Genomic DNA, 18,638 nt, shown 5'->3' with positions numbered 1-18,638 from the left:
GCCAAGGCCCGGCCTTGGCGTCGTCACGCGCCTAGATTGGCGCGGTTTTCACGCCATTCGCACTGGCAAAAATAGTGTGAACAGGCCCTAGTCGGCGGTGATGAAGAACCAGTCCTTTCCGCCGCGTGCGGTGATGGCGCTGGCCGTTACGTTGGCCAGGGCGTAGGTGTCGTACACGTAGTGCACGGTGCTGGGCATGCACAGGTCGCCCGTGAGGCGGTCCAGGCCGGGGCCGTTGAAGATGACGACCTTCTGCTTTTGCTTGGCCACCTCCAGCACCGCCAGCGCGGGCGCGGAGACGGCCACGTCCATGATGGCGTCCACCTTGCCGGTATCGAACCACTCGCGCGCCTTGCTGGAGGCGATGTCGGCCTTGTTCTGGTGATCGGCCACCACCAGTTCGATCTTCTTGCCCGCTACCTTGCCGCCGAAGTCGTCGATGGCCATCTGGATGGCGGCGGCGCTGCCGGGGCCGGTGATGTCGGCGAACGGGCCGTTCAGATCGGTGAGGATGCCCAGGCGCACCACGTCGTCAGAAATTGCCGTGTCCTGGGCGGTGACGGTGGCCGTGGCGGCCAGCAGGGCAAGGCCCGTGCACAGCGCGCGGCAGGCGCGGGTCAGGGGGTGCGGAGTGAGGTGGACGGGGCGGTTCATGGTTGTCTCCTTCGTTGGTGTGTGTAGGGGGAATCACAGGGTGGCAATGGGGGTCACGGGCGAGCCCACGGCGCCCGGCAGGCGCAGTGGTGGCGCGGTGAGCAGGAAGCGGGTGCGCCCGAGGGCGTGCAGGTGGTCGGCCAGTTCTTTCAGGTACCACAGCTCGCCCAGCGGCAGGCCCAGCTTGAACAGGCAGTGCTCGTGCAGCGGCAGCACGGGGTAGGGCGCACCGTCCTCGGGGACGCGGCGTGGCGGGTGGCGCTCCACGGCGTAGTTGTCGGCGATCAGCGCGGCGATGCCGCTGTCGGTGATCCACTGCAGCAGCTTTTCGTCGCCGCCGTCCAGCGCGGCGCAGCTGTGGTGCAGGCGGTGCGCGTCGGGCTGGCGCTGCATGGACAGCACCAGTTCGGCAAAGCCGGTGCGCAGCAGCAGCATGTCGCCGGGCTCCACGCTGGCGCCGCTGCGCTCCATGGCACGCATGAGTTCGTCGTAGCCGATGTCGCGGAAGTCGGTGCCGTAGGCGCGCTCCAGGTCCACCAGGACGCCGCGCCCCTGCATGCCCTTCACGGCCAGGTGCTCCACGCCCAGCGCGCGGGCCACGCTCTCGTCCGGCGCGCGGCCGGCGCAGCACACGGGCTGGTAACGTGCCGCCGCGCCGTCGCCGTCGCGCGCGGGGATGCCATGGTCCTGCGGACCCAGGATGTGCTCGTGGCCGCGGTAGCCGTTGTAGTACACCGTGCGCGGCTGGCCATCGCCGTCGGGGTCGAACAGCGCGCCCACATGCGCCAGCGAGTCCCATTGCGTGGAGTACTGCAACGACAGCAGCACCTGGTCGTCGCTGACCACGTCGGTGGCGCCGGGGTACACATGGCCCAGCGGAAAGTTGACGTACGGAATGCCTTCGCGCCGCGTGGGGCGCAGTTGGGGCGGCAGGCGGCGCGCGTTCAGCACGTTGCCGCCAGGGTAGTCCAGCGGCAGCGACAGGCACAGGCTGATGCCCTCGCGCACTTCCTGCACGCCCTTGCGCACCTGCTCCGGGCCTATCAGGTTGGTGCGGCCCAACTGGTCGTCGGGCCCGAAGTCACCCCAGTTGGAGCCGGCGGGGCGTTGTCTCCATCGCATATTGGTGTCTCCAGCGCCGCGGATGGGTGCGGCTTGGAAGCAATGGTGTTGGCGCAGGCAGGGCTGCGTCAAACACCGCGATGAAAGTTTTGTTGGTTGAAATCACCCGCCGGGAAAACCCTGGCGTTCTCTGGCCGGCCTCGTGCGGCGTGTTTTGCAGGTCGAAACCCGCAGTCACTGCCCCATCAGTACCCGGGCGAACAACGCCGCATCCACATTCCCGCCCGTGAGCGGCAGGCCTGCGCACTGGCCGCGCAGGGCTTCCCGCTCCTGCAGCGCGGCAGCCAGTGCCGCCGCGCCCGCGCCCTCGGCCACGTTGTGGGTGTCCGTGAACAGCGCGCGCATGGCGGCGGCCACTGCGTCATCGTTGACCTGCACCACCCGGTCCAGTTCAGGCAGCAGCACGGCCAATGCGTCCGGGTCGGCCATGCGCACCGCCAGGCCGTCGGCGATCTGCGTGCTGACGGGCGACGCCACCACATGGCCCGCGGCGAACGAGTCGGCATAGGTGGTGGCGTGGCAGCTCACCACGCCCACCAGGCGCACCCCATGTCCCAATGCCCGCTTGGCCGCCACGGCAGCGCAGGCGCCGGAACCCAGGCCGATGGGCACATAGGCCACATCCATGTGCGGCACGGCGCGCAGGAATTCCCACCAGTAGGTGGCCACGCCGCGCACCAGGTCGGGGTGGTAGCTGGGCACCATGTGGGCGCCGCGTTCGGCGGCCAGCCGCAGGGCGTGCTCGCGGGCGGCCTGGAAATCGTCGCCGTGCTCCACCAGGTTCACGCCCAGTGCGCGCATGGCCGCGTTCTTCTCCACCGAATTGCCGTGCGGCACAACGATGGTGCAGGCCACGCCATGGCGTCGCGCGGCCCAGCCGATGCTCTGGCCGTGGTTGCCGCGCGTGGCGCTGATGACCTCGCGCGGCAGCTCACCCCGCTGCGCCAGCTGGTCGAAGTACGTCAGGCCGCCGCGGATCTTGAACGCGCCCACCGGGTTGTGGTTCTCGTGCTTGAGCCAGCACTCCGTGCCGAGGCGCTCGCCCAGCAGGCCCCAGCGGTACTGCGGCGTGGGCTGGAACTCCTGGTAGACGGTGCGTGCCGCGGCTTCGATGTCGGCCAGCGTGGGCAGCGGTGCTGCGGCGCGCGTCACAGCCGCGCCTCGCCGCGCACGCAGGTGACGGAGTGGCCGCCCACCCAGATCTGCGGGCCGTCCTGCTGCACATGCACGCGCCCGGCGCGGCCCAGCGCCGTACCCTGGCTGGCCACATAGCGGCTGGGCGCCAGGCCCGCGCCGATGAGCCATTGCGCCAGCGCCGCGTTCAGGCTGCCGGTGACGGGGTCTTCCGCCAGACCGTTGTTGCCCGGGAAGAAGGCGCGCACCTCGAACGCAATGCCCTCGGCATCGCTGGCACCCACCACGCCGACCTTGCCGCGCGGCCCCACCACGCCCACGTCCAGCCCGGCCAGTACCGCGCCGTCGGGCCTGAGCCCGAGTACCTGCTCGGCCGAGCGCAGCATCACGCCGCGCCAGTTGGGGCCGTTGTCGCACCAGGCATGCGCCACGATGTCGTCCCGCACCACGCCCAGGCCGCGCGCGATGAGCTGCACGTCCTCCTCGGCCAGCGGGCCGCTCTTGACGAGCGGCGGCGCGGCAAAGGCAAGCTGCTCGCCGTCGCGCCGCAGTGTGACCAGCCCCACACCGCATTCCTGCACGATGCGCCCCGTGGCGCGCGGCTGGCCGCCTGCCTGCAGCCAGGCGTGGCAGGTACCCAGCGTGGGGTGGCCGGCAAAGGGCAGCTCGCGCCCGGGGCAGAAGATGCGCACGCGGTAGTCCGCGCCGGCCGCATGACCCTCGGGCGTCGGCGGCAGCACGAAGGTGGCCTCGGACAGGTTGGTCCAGTTGGTGAACCGCTGCATCTCCTCGGTGGACAGGCCCTCGCCGTCCAGCACCACGGCCAGCGGGTTGCCGAGGTAGGGCGTGGCGGTGAAGACATCGACTTGCTGGAACGGGCGCAGGCGCATGGAAAGGCTCCGGAGATGGGGTGGAAATGGGTGTGGGCATGCGGCGGCGGCACCTGCGCGTGCGCAGGGCTGCAGCCACCTTCCCGCGCGGGAAGGTCAGGGTTTGAAGGGCGTCAGGCCGCTTCGCGGATGGCGGCGGCCAGCGCGGCAATCGCGGTGCGGATCTGGCCCTGCGAGGCCGTCACGAAGGACAGCCGCAGCGTGCGGTCGTCCGGCTGGTCGGCGTAGAAGGCCGCGCCGGGCACGAAGGCCACGTTGCGCTCCACCGCGCGCGGCAGCAGTTGCAGCGCGCTCATGCCTTCGGGCAGGCGCAGCCACAGGAACATGCCGCCGTCGGGGCGGTTCCAGGTCACGCCCAGGCCCTGCATCTCCTGCTCCAGCGCGGCCACCATGGCCTGGCACTGCTCCTTGTAGAGCTGGCGGATGGTGGGCACGTGGCGGTCCAGGAAGCCGTTCTTGATGACCTCGGACACCAGGCGCTGGTTGAAGCTGGGCGTGTGCAGGTCGGCCGCCTGCTTGGCCTGCAGCAGCTTGGGGTACATCTGGCGCGGCGCGACGACGTAGCCCAGGCGCAGGCCGGGGGCCAGCACCTTGGAGAACGAACCCATGTAGATGCAGCCCTCGGGGTTGCGCGCCGTCAGGGGTTGGGGGGGCGCCTGGTCGAACCACAGGTCGCCATAGGGGTTGTCTTCCACCAGCGGCAGGTTCAGCGCGGCGGCCTGGGCCACCAGGGCCTCGCGGCGGGCTTCGCTCATGGTGCGGCCCGTGGGGTTCTGGAAGTTGGGCAGCACGTACAGGAAGCGCGCCTTGTCCGCGCCGCTGCCGGCCTTGGCCGCCAGGTCGTCGATCAGCACGCCCTCGCTGTCGCTGGCCACCGACACCACCTGGGGTTCCATGGGCGCGAAGGCCTGCAGCGCGCCCAGGTAGGTGGGCGTTTCCACCAGCACGCGGCTGCCCGCGTCGATGAGCACCTTGCCGATCAGGTCCAGCGCCTGCTGCGATCCGGTGGTGATCAGCACCTGGTCGGGGTGCACGTCCCAGGGCAGGAATGCGGCAATGGCCTCGCGCAGCGGGGTATAGCCCTCACTGGCCGCGTACTGCAGCGCCGATGCGCCGTCGGTGGCCAGCACGGACGCGGCCGCGGCGGCGAAGGATTCGATCGGGAAGGTCTTGGGCGAGGGCAGCCCGCCGGCCAGGCTGATGATGCCGGGCTTCTCGGTCACCTTCAGGATTTCCCGGATCACCGAGGGGTTCATCTTTTCGGCGCGTGCGGCCAGGGTCCAGTTCGTCATTCGTTTATCTCCAATGGCGCGCTGCTGCGCGCCGTCTATCCACTCAGAAATGCCGTTGTGCGGCGGTGTGCGGCCCTGCGGGTGGGGCAGCGCGCGCAGCATACGGCAACGGCGCACCGCCCGAGGGGCGCGGCGCCGGGTCCAGGGTTTTCACGGGGCGGCGGTTCACCGGCGCACCGGCATGCGCCGCCCCAGGGCCACGGTGGCCAGCACCGCCAGGCCAAACGCCACGCTCACCGCGTCCAGCGACTCGCCCAGCAGCGGCACGGCAAACAGCATGCTCATGAACGGCTGGGCCAGTTGCACCTGGCTCACCCGCACCGTGCCGCCCAGGGCCAGGCCGCGGTACCAGGCGAAGAAGCCCAGCCACATCGAAAACACCGCCACGTAGGCAAAGCCAGCCCAGGCCGCGGCAGGCACCGCCGCCTGCGGCCATGCCAGCCAGGCCAGCGGCAGCGATACGGGCAGCGACAGCACCAGGGCCCAGCAGATCACCGCATCGGCGCGCATGTGCTGCGCCAGCCGCCCGCCCCAGGCGTAGCCCACGGCGGCGCAGGCCACGGCGGCCATCAGCAGCAGATCGGCCGGATGCAGCGACAGGCCCTGCCGGCCCGAGCGCAGCACCGCGAACACCACCACCAGCGCCGAGCCCAGCAGCGCGCAGGCCCAGAACGCGGCAGACGGCCGCTGGCGGTGCAGCAGCGCGCCCACGGTGGCGGTCGCCAGCGGCAGCAGGCCGATGATCACGGCCGCGTGCACGGCGCCCACGTAGCGCATGGCGATGGAGGTGAGCAGCGGAAAGCCGAACACCACGCCCAGCGCCGTCACGGCCAGCGGCCACCAGTCGCCGCGCCGCGGCAATGGGGCGCGCTGCCACAGCAGCAGCGCGGCCGACAGCAGCCCGGCCACCGCCGCGCGGCCCATGGCCAGGAACAGGCCGGACATCAGCGGTGCCTCGGGCGTGCCGACGGCCAGGCGCGTCATGGGCAGGGTGAGCGCGAAGATCGCCACGCCCAGCAAGCCCAGCAGCAGGCCGCGTGATTCCGAATCACCCCCTGAGTCGCTTCGCGCCTTCCCCCTCCAGGGGGACGCCGCCGGTGGCCTGGCCAAGCCAGCTCCACGGCGTCCGCTGGCTTGGCCTGCTCCGCGGCCTTTCGACCAATGAGGATGCGCCGGTCTCATGCGGCCACCATCCACAGCGCCGTGGCCAGCAGCACGACGGCCATCGCGCGGTTGAACCACAGCAGGCGCTGTCCGTGGGCCAGCCAGTGGCGCAGCAGCGCACCCGTGGCGGCGTAGGTGAAGTTGCTGGTCAGTGCGAAGAAGGCCATTGCCGGCAGCACCACGGCCATGCGCTGCAGGCTGTCGTCGCGCCCGATGACCCAGCCGGCCACGATGGTCAGCGCGAGCAGCCAGGCCTTGATGTTCACGAACTGCAGCGCCACGCCCTGCCAGAAGCCCACCGACAGGCGTGCCGCATCGGCCTCGGACAGACGGCCCGTGTTCGACAGCTTGAACGCGAGCCACAGCAGGTAGCCGATGCCCAGGGCCTTGATGGCCCAGCGCAGCGCCGGCACCGCCACCACCACCGCACCCAGCCCGGCGGCGCACAGCACCAGCAGCAGACTCCAGCCCACGGGCACCGCCACCACGAAGCGCATGGCGGCGGGCAGGCCGCGGTTGGCGGCCAGCGCGGTGGACAGGGTGGTGTTGGGCCCGGGGGTAAAGCTCATGGCGGTGGCCAGCACCAGCAGGGCGGTGAATTCAACCAGGGGCATGGGTGGGGTCCATCGTTGGGAATGAAGTTATGCGATGCACTGTAGGGGCAAAGTCCATTACAGTACCAATACAGTCAAACCCCACAATTTCATGCACTGTATCGGCAATTGCATTGGCACAGTGCCGGCTCAGGAAACGCCTCCATGCTGACCCGCACCCCCGACCGCACCCTGACCGAACAGCTCGCCGAGCGCTTTGCCGAGCGCATCCGCGCGCGGCTGCTGCCCGCGGGCGCGCGCCTGCCGTCGGTGCGCGAATGCGCGCGCCAGCAGGGCGTGAGCCCCTACACCGTGGTGGCAGCCTACGACAAGCTGCTGGCCCAGGGGCTGGTGGAGGCCCGGCGCCAGCGTGGCTTCTTCGTGCGCGATTTTGTGCAAAAACAGGCTCCGACGCCCGAGGGGCAAGCGCTGACAGCTCCTACAGAAGGAGCAAAAAATGTGTCGCCGCTGACCGGTGTCGGCGTGCGCCTGTCGGGCTCGCACATCAACGCCACGGCGCTGATCCGCGGCATGTTCCACCAGGCGTCGAGCAAGCCCCAGCCCGGTGCGGGCGTGCTGCCCATCGGCTGGCTGGATGAGGCGCGCTTCATGGGCGCCGCGGTGCGCAAGATCACCGGCAGCAGCGCGCTGCGCGACGGCTCGCTGAGCTACGGCGAGCCCATGGGCGAGCCCGCGCTGCGCGAGGCGCTGGCGCGGCGCATGGCCGACATCAACATCCACGCCCAGCCCGATCAGATCATGACCACCGTGGGCGCCACGCAGGCGCTGGACATCGTGAGCCGCACGCTGCTCAAGGCGGGCGACCCGGTGATGGTGGAGGAGCCCGGCTGGTCGGTGGAGTTCGCGCGCCTGGACGCGCTGGGCATGCGCGTGCTGCCCGTGCCGCGCGGCCCCGAGGGGCCGGACCTCGCCGTCATGGCGCGCTACTGCGAGCTGCACGCGCCCAAGCTGTTCGTGAGCGTGAGCGTGCTGCACAACCCCACGGGCTACAGCCTGTCGCCGGGCAGCGCGCACCAGGTGCTGCAGCTGGCGCAGCAGCACAACTTCCACGTGGTCGAGGACGACACCTACGGCCACATCGCCGCCGACCACGCCACGCGCCTGACGGCGCTGGACGGGCTGCGCCGCACCATCTACGTGAGCGGCTTCGCCAAGATCTTGGCGCCCAACTGGCGCGTGGGCTACCTGGCCGCACCGCCCGACCTGGTGGAGCGGCTGCTGGACACCAAGCTGCTGTCCACGCTGACCACGCCCTCGCTGCTGGAAAAGGCCCTCGCGCTGTGCATCGAGCAGGGCCAGCTGCGCCGCCATGCCGACCGCATGCGGCTGCGCCTGGCGCAGGCCCGCGCGCGCAGCGTGCAACTGGCGCTGGAGGCGGGCTGCAGCTTTGCCGCCGAGCCCGCGGGCATGTTCGGCTGGGTGGAAACCGGCGTGGACACCGACATGCTGGCCCAGCGCATGCTGGACGAGGGCTACCTCATCGCGCCGGGCGCGCTGTTCCACGCCACGCGCCGCCCCTGCACGCTGATGCGCATCAACTTCTGCACCACGCAGGACCCGGCGTTCTGGCGCACGTGGAAGAGAGTGGTCCAATCGGGCTGAAGCGCTTGATGGGCAAGCGCAAGCAGCTCTCTTTTGCGTAGCGCTGGCGTCAACGCCGCGGCGGCGTGAGCCCCAAGGCGGTGTTCACCTTGTCCAGGTTGTCCACGTGTGCCTGCAGCATCTCCTGCAGCCCGGCGCGGATGCCCGCATCGTCCACCAGCGGCAGCAGCTCGCGCAGCTTCTTGGCCACCCAGCCCTGGCCGCGGTTGAGGAAGGCCAGGCGCTCGCGCAGGTCGGGTACGGCCATGGCCTTGTCGTAGAAGTCGCCCGTGCGGCTGCCCGGCGTGCCCTCCAGCGTGCGGATGGCGCGCATCAGCATGCCGCACCACTTCACTTCGTCGCGGTGGATGGCGTCGATCAGCGCGCGCAGCGCTTCGTCCTCGGTTTCGGTGCGGCTGCGCAGCGCCACGCGCGCGCCGGCGCGCTCGGCCTCCAGCAGCTCGTCCAGCCGCGCGATGAGTGGGGCGTGGCGCTCGCGCTCCGCATCCCCCGCGTAGCACACGGGGGACGCCACGGCCACGGGCGTGTCGTTCAGCAGCCGCAGGTGCGCGGCGGCCTCGGCGGCGATGCGGCGCAGCCGCTCGCCCGCGGGTTCGATGGCCGTGATGCGCCCCACACCCTGGCCGGCGTACAGCGCCATGGCCTCGAAGTCGCCGGTCATGGAGCGCAGCGGCGAGTCGGTGCTGAACAGGTAGATGGGCCGGCCTTCCTCGTCGCCGATCACCGTGCGTGGGATGTCGCCTGTGGCGGCGAACGGGTCGCCGCGCTCGCGCCGCGTGACGCTGTTGGCCAGCACACGCACCGCGGCGTGGGGCGGCCAGTTGATGTGGAAGTCCTCGGTCAGCACGGTGTCGCCGGCCTGCGCGGCCACCAGCCGCTGCTTGTGCGCGTCGTGGGCGAAGGACTCATGCGTGGCCATCAAGGCGGTCCCCAGCACCGCGGCCTGCGCGCCCTGGGCCAGTACGCGCGCCACGCCCTGCCCATCGGCCAGGCCGCCCGCGGCGGCCACGGGGACGCTGGCCATCGCCAGTACCTCGGACAACAGCTCGGCCAGCGGCTGGCGCCCGCGCACATGGCCGCCGGCCTCCACGCCCTGCGCGATGAGCACCTGCGCGCCGGCCTCCTGCGCCTGCAGCGCCTCGGCGGCGGAGCCGATCTGGTGCACCACGGTGACGCCCGCTGCGCGCAGCCGCGCGATCACGCCGGCATCCACGTCCCAGAACAGGCTGACCACGGGCACCTGCAGCGCGATGAGCAGGTCCACCTGCGCGCGCAGCAGGGGCGCGGGCGTGGCCGCGGGGATCAGGTTCACGCCGAAGGGCAAGGCCGTGCGCTGGCGCACCTGCGCCACCTCGCGCTCGATCAGCGCCAGCGGCTCGCGCACCATGCCCAGGAAGCCGAACCCGCCGGCCTCGGTCACCGCGGCCACCAGTTCGCTGCGCGACACGCCGCCCATGCCCGCGAGCATCAGCGGCAGGCGGCAGCCCAGCAGGCGGCACAGGGGGGTGGCGGGCGGCGCGTCGTGCATGGAGTTCTCCTGTGGGCTGGCGGCTATGGAAGAGCCGGCCATCATGCGTCCTGCGCCACGCACGGTGCAAAGGCCATGCCGGCGCCATGGATGGCGTGCGCTATGAAAAAACTAGCTGCTTGCGCTGGCCAGGAAAGGGTTGCGCGGTGTTTTTGCTCAAAACGCCGAGGTGCCGCGCCGTCACGCGCCGGAGAACACCCCCAGCCCCGCGAGCATGACCAGCAGGATCAGCACCGGCGTGACCCAGCGCAGCAGCAGGCTCACGACGCGGGCCAGCCCCTGGTTGCCCAACTGCCCGTGGTTGGAGAGTTGCGCCGCGAATGCGCGCTCGCCCCAGGCCCAGCCGACGAAGAGCGCGATGGCGATGCCCCCCGCGGGCAGCAGCAGGTTGGACGAGAGGTAATCCGCCCAGTCGAACAGGGTGCGCCCGCCCGGCTGGAAGGCGGCCAGCGTGCTCTGGCTCAGGGCGCAGCCCGCGCCCAGCAGCCCCAGGATCAGCAGCGTGAGCAGCGTGGCCCGGGGCCGGCTCAGGCCCCAGCGCTCGTGCAGGATGACGACCGGCACCTCCATCAGGGAGAGCATGGCGCCGGTCGCGGCGATGGCGGTGAGGAGGAAGAACGCCGCCAGCAGCACCGAGCCACCCGGCATCTGCGCGAACACCGCGGGGATCGTGATGAACACCAGGGATGGCCCCGCCGACGGCTGGAAGCCGAAGCTGAACACCGCGGGGAAGATCGCCATGCCCGCCAGCAGCGACACCGACAGGTCGGCCAGCATCACGCGCGTGGCGGTGGCCGGGATGTTCTGCTCGGCGGTGAAGTAGCTGCCGTAGGTCATCATCGTGCCCATGCCGATGGACAGCTTGAAGAACGCCAGGCCCATGGCGGTCAGCACCACCGCGGGCGTGATCTTGTGCCACTCGGGCGCGAACAGGAACGACAGCGCCTGGCCCGCGCCGGGCAGCGTCAGGCTGTAGCCGCCCAGCAGCACCAGCAGCAGGAACAGCAGCGGCATCAGCCGTTTGGTGGCCGCCTCGATGCCGCGGGTGACGCCCAGCAGCAGGATGCCGCCGATGAAGGCCAGCACCACCCACTGCCACAGCAGCGCCTGCACCGGGTCCCGCACCAGGGCATCGAAGCTGGCCTGCGTCTGCACCGGGTCGCTGGACAGCAGGCTGCCCGACAGGGCCTTGGCCACGTAGGCGAACACCCAGGCGACGACCTCGGAATAGAACGCCATGATCAGGAACGCCGCCGCCATGCCTGCCACGCCGATCAACCACCACGGCGCGCCGCGGGGCTGCAGCTGGCGCAGCGCAGAGATGGGATTGGCGCGCGCCTGGCGGCCGATGGCGATCTCGGCCACCATGAGCGGCAGGCCGATGAACAGCGTCGAGAGCAGGTAGATCAGCAGAAAGCCCGCGCCGCCGTTGGCGCCGGTGAGCGAGGGGAACTTCCAGATGTTGCCCAGCCCGACGGCGGAACCCAGCGTGGCGGCGAGCACGCCCAGGCTGGAGGAGAAGGCGCCGCGGCTGGTGGCTGCGTGGGCGCGGGAGGCGTCGGTGCTTGAAGGGCCGGATTTGCTCATGATTTGATAGTGGTCTGCGCGCCTGGATTGTGCGCTACGGCCCAAAAACACCACGGGCCGTGAGTCGCCATCAGTGCGCGTGCGGGCGCTCCACCACCAGCTCGGACAGCACGCGCAGCAGCGCGCGGTTGACGTATTCCAGCTCCAGCTCATGCGTCTCGCACAGCTGGCGGATGGCGCCCGCGTCGTCGCTCTCCAGCGCGCAGGCCATCTCCAGGCTGGGGGCGTAGGGGCCGGTGCGCAGCACCGCGGCGTCGTACACCCGCTCGGACAGCGGCACGCGGCGCAGGATGGTGCCCAGAGGCTCGCGCAGCACCTCGTCCAGCTGCGAGAACAGTCCGCTCAGGTACACCTCGCGGCGCAGGTCTTTGCCCACGCCAGCGTCCAGCAGGTGCTCGGTCAGGCGCGCGCGCAGCACCATGCTGGCGCGGATGGGGCGCAGATCGGGTTCGGTGGCAGCGTGCGGCAACTGGTCGGCCAGCCAGCGCCCCAGCGAGCCGTAGCCCATCATCACCAGACCGCGGCGCAGCGAATCCACGCCGGTGGACAGGCCGAGCGCAGCGGAGTTGGTGTAGACCATGAAGCGGTAGGCCAGCAGCGGATCCTCGCCCAGGATCTGCTCGAAGCGGTCGATGGACTGCTCGTCGTCGATGGCCTTCATGAGCTTGAGCACCACCTCGTGCGCGGGCTGGGGCTGGCGATGGCGCAGGCTGTAGAGCACGTCCTCCACGGGCCAGCCGGCCACGGCCAGCGCGCCGCCTTCGTCCAGGCAGTGCGTGAGCAGCGCGCGGCTGGCCACGTTGTCGTACATCTGCCCGGCGATCAGCGGGCTGCGCCGCGCGGCCTTGGCGGCCTGCAGGGCCTGCACGGCATCGCCGCTGGACAGGTGCAGCAGGCTGTTGTCAAAGAGCCGCGCCGTCTCGGCGTCGGGCAGGTGGTCCAGCTCGCCGCGCCACACCAGGCGCAGGCCGCGGGCGTGGGCCTGGCGCGCGCGCTCGCGGATCGCGGGCACGTCCAGCCAGGCCTGGGGCACTTCGATCCAGGGCGCGCCGCGAGGGGCGTGCTCCAGCAGGTCCACCAGCAGCTGCTGCGAGCGAGCGGACAGCAGCAGCGGCGGCGAGCTGGAGGTCCACAGTTCCTGGATGGTGCGCAACAGGTGCGGCGCATCCACCAGGGTGGCGCCCTCGCTGTGAACGTACAGCTGGATGCCGGCCAGCCGGCGCGCGGCATTCCAGAGGGGCCGGTAGCCCAGCACCAGGCTGCCAAGAACGGATTGGACCATGGGGTAGAAGTGTGGTCAGAGCGGGATGCGGGCCATTGTCACGCCAGTCGCGCGGGCGCGCACGTGGCGAAACCCTGCGTGCGCGGCGTCAGCTGATGAAATTGAAGAGCGACAGGCGCTGCACCTGCGCGTAGGACTTGAGCGCGGCCTCGTAGCCCACGCTGGCGTTCTGGAAGTCCGAGATACCCTGCACCATGTCGAGGTCCTCCGCGCGCGAGCGGTCGCCCTCGAGCTGGATCGAGCGCTTGTCCTGGTCGCCGGTGATGCGGTCGGCGCGGTTGAGCAGCTCGCCCGCATAGCCGCGCATGTTGTGCAGGCGTTCCATGCCGGCGTCGATGTTGGACAGGGCCTGGCCGACGGCCTGGGACGCGGCCACGCTGTCGGTGGCGTCGGTGATCCCGCGGATCGCGCTGTCGATGGTGCCCATCAGGCTGGAGCTGGGCTGCAGGGCAACGCTGTCGCCCGCCGCGGGCGTGCCCGTCAGGCTGAACGACATGACCGTGTCCGGGCCCTCGTTGATGGTGATGGGAATGGGCTGGCCGGTCTTGACGGGCGCGGTGGTCACGTTCGAGGTGGTCACCGTGCCGTCCTTGGCGGTCTTGGTCAGCGTGTAGTCGACGACGGTGGTGCCCGCTACCGGGTCCACCGTGACGGTGTTCACGGCCAGCGCATACTGCGCCCCGTCCAGTGCCTCGCGGTTGGAGGTCGTGATGGCGCTCGTCACCAGGGAACTGCCCGCGCCGCGCGTGACGGTGGCGGTGTACACGCCGTCGCGCACCGGGTCGAACATCAGTGCCGCGTGCCCGTCCACGGTGGTGGGAATCGACGTGCCGCCGCTGGCCGCCTGGCCGGGCAGGCCGGCGAACAGGTAGTCGGGGTTGCTCAGCAGCGGGCCGGTGAAGGGCTCGAGCGCACTGCCCAGTGCGCCCAGCAATGGAATGCCGTTGGTGTCCTTGCGGTTGATCACCTCGGTGAGCTGCTCGCGCAGGCTCTGGATCTGGTTGGCGTAGGTCTTGCGGTCCTCGGGCTTGAGCGCGCCGCCACCGGCGGCCACGACCAGCTGGCGAATCTCCTGCACCAGTCCCACGGCGTCGCCCAGGGTGGACTCGGCCTGCGCGATGGCGTTGCGCTGCACGTCCAGCGCGCGCTGCTCGGTCTGGATGCGGCTGATGCGCGTGAGCGCGCGCTCGGCCTGGGCGGCGGCCACGGGGTCGTCGCTGGGACGCACCACGCGCTTGCCCGCGGTGAGGTTCTCCTGCAGGTCCACCAGGGTCTTTTGCCGTGCGCTGAGGTTGCGCAGCGTGGCGTCGTACATGTTGGCGGTGCTGACGCGATAGAAAGAGCTGCTCATGGCGGTTCCTTTCAGCGGCCCATGGACTGGATCAGGTTGTCGAAAATGTTCTGCGCGATCTGCAGCATCTTGGCGGATGCCTGGTAGGCCTGCTGGTATTGGATGAGCCGCGCGGCCTCCTCGTCCAGGTTCACACCGGAGACGGCCGTGCGGCTGGCTTCCAGATTGCTGGCGATGGAGTCCGAGAGCTTGGCCGCGTACTGGGCGCTCTGCGTGCGCGTGCCCACCTGGGCCATCAGCCCGGCGTAGCCGTCGGACAGCGTGGACTCGTCGAACATCTTCACGTCGCGCAGCGCCATGAGGGCCGATGCGTTGCCGGCGTTGCGGGTGTACCAGTCGCCACTGAGCTTGGCATCCCCAACGGTTACCGTGTCCCCGTCCTTGGGGGTGCCCTGCAGAGTGATGGACCAGCCATTTATTTGTATGGGCTTTCCAGACACGTATGGGATAACAGTGCCCGGCGTATAACTGCCAGGCGGGTCAATGTTGAGAGGGGGCTCGTCGGTTCCGCTCACAAAGAACCCTCTAGCACTTTCCTTTTCCCTGTAAGTCAGTGTAATTTGAGGGATGGGGGGGACTTGTGGTTCAGGTGGTGGCGGGATGCGCAAAACATCGCCAACAAGACCATTGGCGACGGTCTCGGCTGGCGGGTTCGTCTTCGTATATTTTGGATCTTTCCAGTGCAATCCTGTGGCACTGAGCTGCGCAAGTTGTAGTGTTCCGGCGTTGGATGTTCCCATGGCGGCATTGATCGGGTTGGCAACCGCCAGATCGCGTGGCGAGTACACCAGTGCCTGTATGTTGGCCGCGGCGCTGGCAAAGGGCTTGAATAGCACGCGCTCGTTGACGGCGCCCGCGGTGCTGAACTTGAAGGTTAGCCCGTCCATTTGTGTGCCCGCTGAGGCCATCAGATTCGCTACGTTGATGGTCTTGCCGTCGGATAGCCGAATGATTTGCCCTGGAACCTCGCCAGTGGGAGTGGGTCCCCCCGTAAACCGCACCTCGTAGTCCGATGCGGCGAACTCGGAAGTGCCCAAAGGCGTTTGAAAATCGATGAATCCTTGTGCCGTTCCGCTGGTATAGCCCGGCGCCTTATCGGGTTCGGAGAACAGTGGCTTGCCGGCCTGTCCGTCCAGTGTCAGGCCCATGCCCTGTTGGTAGTTCATCGTCCGGCCGATGGCCAGCGCCATGCGCCCCAGCAGGTTGCGGCCCTCGGCCAGGTCCTGGTTGGCAAAACGCAGCAGGCCGGCCACTTCGCCGCCGCCCAGCATGCCCTCGTTCAACTCCACGGGCGCGCCGCCCGCGGGCTTGAAGAACAGCTGCGTGAGCTGGCTGCCCGGGAATTGCTGCGATTCGGCGATGAGTACCTCGCTGGCCTTGTCGCCCAGCACCAGCGCCTGGCTGCCGCCGATGAACACGCCCACCGTGCCGTCGTCGGCCGGGATCTGCGTGGTCTGGATGAACTGGTTGAGTTCCCGGATTAGCTGGTCGCGCTTGTCCAGCAGGTCGTTGGGAGTCTGGCCGTTGCCCTTCACGCGAGCGATCTGCTCGTTCACGTCCGCGATGCTCTTGGCCAGCGAGTTGATGCGCGTGGCGTCGTTCTGCAGCTGCTCGTTGACCGAGTATGCGATCTCGTGCAGCTGCTCCGCGCTGCTGCGCATGCGCGCGGCCATCTCGTCCATGCGGGTGAGCGTGACGGTGCGTGCCGTGATGTCGGTGGGCGACGCCACCACATCGGCCAGAGAGTTCAGCATGTCGGTGATGGCGGCGCCCAGGCCGCTGGTGCCCCCCTGGAACACGTCCTGCAACTGGCCGAGGCGCTCGGCGCGCACGGTGTCGCCCGCCTGCACCGCCTGTGCGGCCGCGGCCTGGCGCGTGAGCAGCTCGCTGTGGTTGCGCAGGATGGTGGCCACCTGCACGCCGTTGCCGATGTAGCCTGAGCCGGTGAACTGGCCCTGCACGGTCTCCATCGCCACGTTCTGGCGCGAATATCCGGCCGTGCTGACGTTGGCGATGTTGTGCCCGGTGGTCTGCAAGGCGACCTGGTTGGCGAGGAGGGCGCGGGCGCCGACGTTCAGAAGACTCATGGTTCAGTGCGTTGGTTCTTATGGGTTCAGGCCTGCGTGCCGGATGCCTGGGCCAGCACGGGCGCGCTGGGGGTGCGCGCCACGCCCAGCGTGCTCTGGATGGCGCGGCTGAGCTTGGCGGCGTATTGCGGATCGGTGGCGTAGCCGGCCTTCTGCAGCTCCGTGGCGTAGGCGACGGCGGAATGGGTCTTCTCGCGCGCCTTCTCGTAGCGCGGGTTGTCGTTGATCAGGCGTGCGTAGTCGCGGAACGACTCCTCGAACGAGTCGTAGGCGCGGAACTTGGCGACCACCTTGCGCGGCGCGCCGTTGATGTATTCGGTGGTGGTCACCTCGGCCACCTTGCCGGTCCAGCCCTTGCCGGCCTTGATACCGAACAGGTTGAAGGAGTTGCTGCCGTCCTTGTGGCGGATCTCGCCCTTGCCCCAGCCCGTCTCATGCCCGGCCTGGCCCAGCATGAAGCTGGCGGGGATGCCGCTGCTGCGTGCCACGCGCTCGGCCGCGGCGCGGTGGTGCTGCACGAAGTCCTCACGGCCCTTGGGCGACGCGGCACGCGGATTGTCGGCAGGCGCGGCCTTGCGCAGCGATACATCCATGCTCAGCGTGGAGCCCGGCACCAGCGTGGTCTGACCGTCGCCGCCCAGCTGGCGCGACAGCTGGCGCTGAATGGCCTCGGCCAGCCCGCCGGGCTGGCCCGCCATCTGCACCGACAGCTGCTGGTCCATCATGTCGCTGGCCAGGTTGCCCTCGGCGCCCTCCAGCAGGCCGGACTTCATCGTGGCCTCGCGCATGCTCTTGATGAGCTCGCGCATGAACAGGGATTCGAGCTGTTTGGCCGCCTCCAGCGTGGCGTCCTGGGTGGCCTGGGCGTCGCCCTGGCTGGCTTGCGCCTTGAGGCTGTTGAGTGCGCGGCCGTCCACGGCCAGCGCCTGGCGTGCGGACGTTGCGCCTGCATTGGGGAGCGAAAGGCTCATGTCCACCTCCCGCCGCGCCGCACGCGGCATGGGCCTTGAATGGAAGCGGCGCCGCCGCGGGGAAGGGTACGCAGGAGCGGCATCAGATCACCTCCAGCTCGGCGTTGAGAGCGCCTGCGGCCTTGATGGCCTGCAGGATGGCCAGCAGGTCCTGCGGTGTGGCGCCCAGGGTGTTGAGCGCGCGCACCACGTCGGCCAGCTGCGGCGAGGCGGGCACCTGCATCACCTTGCCGCCGTCCTGCTGGATGGCGATGTCGCTCTTTTGCGCCACCACGGTCACGCCGCGCGACAGCGGGCTGGGCTGGCTGATGACCGGGGTGGTGCTGATGGTGATGGACAGGTTGCCGTGCGCGATGGCGCAGGGGCCCAGCGTCACCGCCTGGTTGAGCACGATGGAGCCGGTGCGCGCATTGATGACCACCTTGGCCGCGGGCGTGGAGTCGGGCAGTTGCAGCTCCTCCAGCTCGGCGATGAAATTCACCCGCGCGCCGGGGTCCTGCGGCGCGCGCACCTGCACGGTGCGCCCGTCCAGCGCCACGGCGGTGTCCGGGCCCGAGCGTGCGTTGATGGCCAGCGCCACCTTGCGCGCGGCCTGGAAGTCCGAGGCATTCAGGCCCAGGGTGATGGTGTCGCTGTCGTGCAGCGGCGTGGGCACGGCGCGCTCGACCTGGGCGCCATCGGGGATGCGTCCGGCGCTCAGGTGGTTGATCTGCACCTTGCTGCCGCCGGCCGATGCGCCCGCCCCGCCCACCACCACGTTGCCCTGCGCCAGGGCGTAGATCTCGCCGTCCGCGCCGCGCAGCGGCGTGGCGATCAGCGTGCCGCCCTTGAGCGACTTGGCGTTGCCGATGGAGGACACCGCCACGTCGATCATCTGCCCCGGCTGGGCGAAAGCGGGCAACTGCGCCGTGATCACCACCGTGGCCACGTTCTTGAGCTGCGGCGCCGTGGTGCCCGGCGGCAGGCTGATGCCCGCCTGCTGCAGGTAGTTGGACATGGCCTGCGCGGTGAACGGCATCTGCGTGGACTGGTCGCCCGTGCCGTCCAGACCCACCACCAGGCCGTAGCCGGACAGCTGGTTGCTGCGCACGCCCTGCACGGCCGCGATTTCCTTCAGGCGCACGGCCTGCGCGGGCGCGGCCAGGCCCAGGGCGGTGGCCAGGGCCACCAGGCAATGGACGATGCGGGAGTAGGGCAAGGCTTTCATGCCCCCGATTGTGGGCAGCCGGGCCTTTGGGCAATGCGCGGAAAAGCGGGGGCTTTTGGGGCGTTTATCGGCGCTGGGGCGGCGGGTGTGGCGTGGCTTGCCGGTGGCGCAGCGCTGATAGCAAAATTGGCCTCCAGCGCTTTACCATCAAGC

At 69.9% G+C, this 18,638-nt stretch carries 14 protein-coding genes and 1 pseudogene; 1 reads left to right on the top strand and 14 read right to left on the bottom strand.

From position 1 onward, the window contains the following. Positions 1–90: 90 nt before the first annotated feature. From HND92_RS17330 to HND92_RS17300, 7 genes and pseudogenes are all read right to left on the bottom strand, one after another. Positions 91–654 (bottom strand): annotated as a pseudogene (locus HND92_RS17330) (ABC transporter substrate-binding protein); the annotation flags it as partial. 33 nt (positions 655–687) lie between these two features. Continuing rightward, on the bottom strand, positions 688–1,776 hold the full coding sequence (locus HND92_RS17325; protein ID WP_011806935.1) for a cyclase family protein: 1,089 nt from the start codon (positions 1,774–1,776) through the stop codon (positions 688–690). A gap of 174 nt (positions 1,777–1,950) precedes the next feature. Next, on the bottom strand, positions 1,951–2,928 hold the full coding sequence (locus HND92_RS17320) for a threonine dehydratase (protein ID WP_172208747.1): 978 nt from the start codon (positions 2,926–2,928) through the stop codon (positions 1,951–1,953). After that, positions 2,925–3,800 carry a PhzF family phenazine biosynthesis protein gene (locus HND92_RS17315; RefSeq protein ID WP_172208745.1) on the bottom strand — a complete coding sequence of 292 codons (876 nt, stop codon included), beginning with the start codon at positions 3,798–3,800 and terminating at the stop codon, positions 2,925–2,927. The genes HND92_RS17320 and HND92_RS17315 overlap by 4 nt, the downstream gene beginning before the upstream one ends. 113 nt (positions 3,801–3,913) lie before the next feature. After that, a complete protein-coding gene (locus HND92_RS17310; RefSeq protein ID WP_172208743.1) occupies positions 3,914–5,092 on the bottom strand; it encodes a PLP-dependent aminotransferase family protein in 1,179 nt (392 codons plus the stop codon). Positions 5,093–5,257: 165 nt separating this feature from the next. Beyond that, a complete protein-coding gene (locus HND92_RS17305) occupies positions 5,258–6,202 on the bottom strand; it encodes a DMT family transporter (protein WP_172208741.1) in 945 nt (314 codons plus the stop codon). Positions 6,203–6,270: 68 nt separating this feature from the next. Then, positions 6,271–6,870: a LysE family translocator gene (locus HND92_RS17300; RefSeq protein ID WP_011806930.1), complete on the bottom strand. Its 600-nt coding sequence runs from the start codon at positions 6,868–6,870 to the stop codon at positions 6,271–6,273. A 144-nt stretch (positions 6,871–7,014) separates the two neighbouring features. Between HND92_RS17300 and HND92_RS17295 the strand changes: the two genes are divergently transcribed. Then, a complete protein-coding gene (locus HND92_RS17295; protein WP_172208739.1) occupies positions 7,015–8,472 on the top strand; it encodes a PLP-dependent aminotransferase family protein in 1,458 nt (485 codons plus the stop codon). Positions 8,473–8,521: 49 nt separating this feature from the next. Here HND92_RS17295 and HND92_RS17290 read toward each other — a convergent pair whose 3' ends face one another. From HND92_RS17290 to HND92_RS17260, 7 genes are all read right to left on the bottom strand, one after another. Then, the gene (locus HND92_RS17290) at positions 8,522–10,000 is read right to left on the bottom strand and encodes a nitronate monooxygenase (RefSeq protein ID WP_172208737.1); all 1,479 of its coding nucleotides are present in this window, start codon (positions 9,998–10,000) and stop codon (positions 8,522–8,524) included. Between the two features lie 180 nt (positions 10,001–10,180). Continuing rightward, positions 10,181–11,587, bottom strand: a complete 1,407-nt coding sequence (locus tag HND92_RS17285; RefSeq protein ID WP_172208735.1) for a sodium-dependent transporter — start codon at positions 11,585–11,587, stop codon at positions 10,181–10,183. Between the two features lie 70 nt (positions 11,588–11,657). After that, the gene (locus HND92_RS17280; protein ID WP_172208733.1) at positions 11,658–12,869 is read right to left on the bottom strand and encodes an HDOD domain-containing protein; all 1,212 of its coding nucleotides are present in this window, start codon (positions 12,867–12,869) and stop codon (positions 11,658–11,660) included. An 88-nt stretch (positions 12,870–12,957) separates the two neighbouring features. Continuing rightward, entirely contained in the window at positions 12,958–14,220 is a 1,263-nt protein-coding gene (flgL, locus tag HND92_RS17275) for a flagellar hook-associated protein FlgL (RefSeq protein ID WP_172208731.1), read from the bottom strand. 11 nt (positions 14,221–14,231) lie between these two features. Continuing rightward, positions 14,232–16,307 (bottom strand): flagellar hook-associated protein FlgK, encoded by a 2,076-nt coding sequence (gene flgK, locus HND92_RS17270; protein WP_172208729.1) that lies wholly within the window; start codon positions 16,305–16,307, stop codon positions 14,232–14,234. A gap of 26 nt (positions 16,308–16,333) precedes the next feature. Continuing rightward, positions 16,334–17,278, bottom strand: a complete 945-nt coding sequence (gene flgJ, locus HND92_RS17265) for a flagellar assembly peptidoglycan hydrolase FlgJ (RefSeq protein ID WP_172208727.1) — start codon at positions 17,276–17,278, stop codon at positions 16,334–16,336. Between the two features lie 82 nt (positions 17,279–17,360). After that, complete coding sequence (locus tag HND92_RS17260) at positions 17,361–18,485, bottom strand: flagellar basal body P-ring protein FlgI (RefSeq protein ID WP_011806922.1); 1,125 nt, start codon at positions 18,483–18,485, stop codon at positions 17,361–17,363. Between the last annotated feature and the right edge of the window lie 153 nt (positions 18,486–18,638).

This window comes from Diaphorobacter sp. JS3050 (assembly GCF_013154915.1).
Classification (GTDB): Bacteria; Pseudomonadota; Gammaproteobacteria; order Burkholderiales; family Burkholderiaceae_C; genus Diaphorobacter; species Diaphorobacter nitroreducens.
Note: the sequence above shows the minus strand (reverse complement) of the source record. Positions and strands in the feature narration are given on the sequence as shown.

Bases quoted from the DNA above. Each gene is read 5' to 3' on its own strand.
- HND92_RS17295 (WP_172208739.1), top strand. From the start codon at position 7,015: ATGCTGACCCGCACCCCCGACCGCACCCTGACCGAACAGCTCGCCGAG.
- flgJ (WP_172208727.1), bottom strand. From the start codon at position 17,278: ATGAGCCTTTCGCTCCCCAATGCAGGCGCAACGTCCGCACGCCAGGCG.
- HND92_RS17315 (WP_172208745.1), bottom strand. From the start codon at position 3,800: ATGCGCCTGCGCCCGTTCCAGCAAGTCGATGTCTTCACCGCCACGCCC.
- HND92_RS17310 (WP_172208743.1), bottom strand. From the start codon at position 5,092: ATGACGAACTGGACCCTGGCCGCACGCGCCGAAAAGATGAACCCCTCG.
- HND92_RS17325 (WP_011806935.1), bottom strand. From the start codon at position 1,776: ATGCGATGGAGACAACGCCCCGCCGGCTCCAACTGGGGTGACTTCGGG.
- HND92_RS17285 (WP_172208735.1), bottom strand. From the start codon at position 11,587: ATGAGCAAATCCGGCCCTTCAAGCACCGACGCCTCCCGCGCCCACGCA.
- HND92_RS17290 (WP_172208737.1), bottom strand. From the start codon at position 10,000: ATGCACGACGCGCCGCCCGCCACCCCCCTGTGCCGCCTGCTGGGCTGC.
- HND92_RS17260 (WP_011806922.1), bottom strand. From the start codon at position 18,485: ATGAAAGCCTTGCCCTACTCCCGCATCGTCCATTGCCTGGTGGCCCTG.
- flgL (WP_172208731.1), bottom strand. From the start codon at position 14,220: ATGAGCAGCTCTTTCTATCGCGTCAGCACCGCCAACATGTACGACGCC.
- HND92_RS17300 (WP_011806930.1), bottom strand. From the start codon at position 6,870: ATGCCCCTGGTTGAATTCACCGCCCTGCTGGTGCTGGCCACCGCCATG.
- HND92_RS17280 (WP_172208733.1), bottom strand. From the start codon at position 12,869: ATGGTCCAATCCGTTCTTGGCAGCCTGGTGCTGGGCTACCGGCCCCTC.
- flgK (WP_172208729.1), bottom strand. From the start codon at position 16,307: ATGAGTCTTCTGAACGTCGGCGCCCGCGCCCTCCTCGCCAACCAGGTC.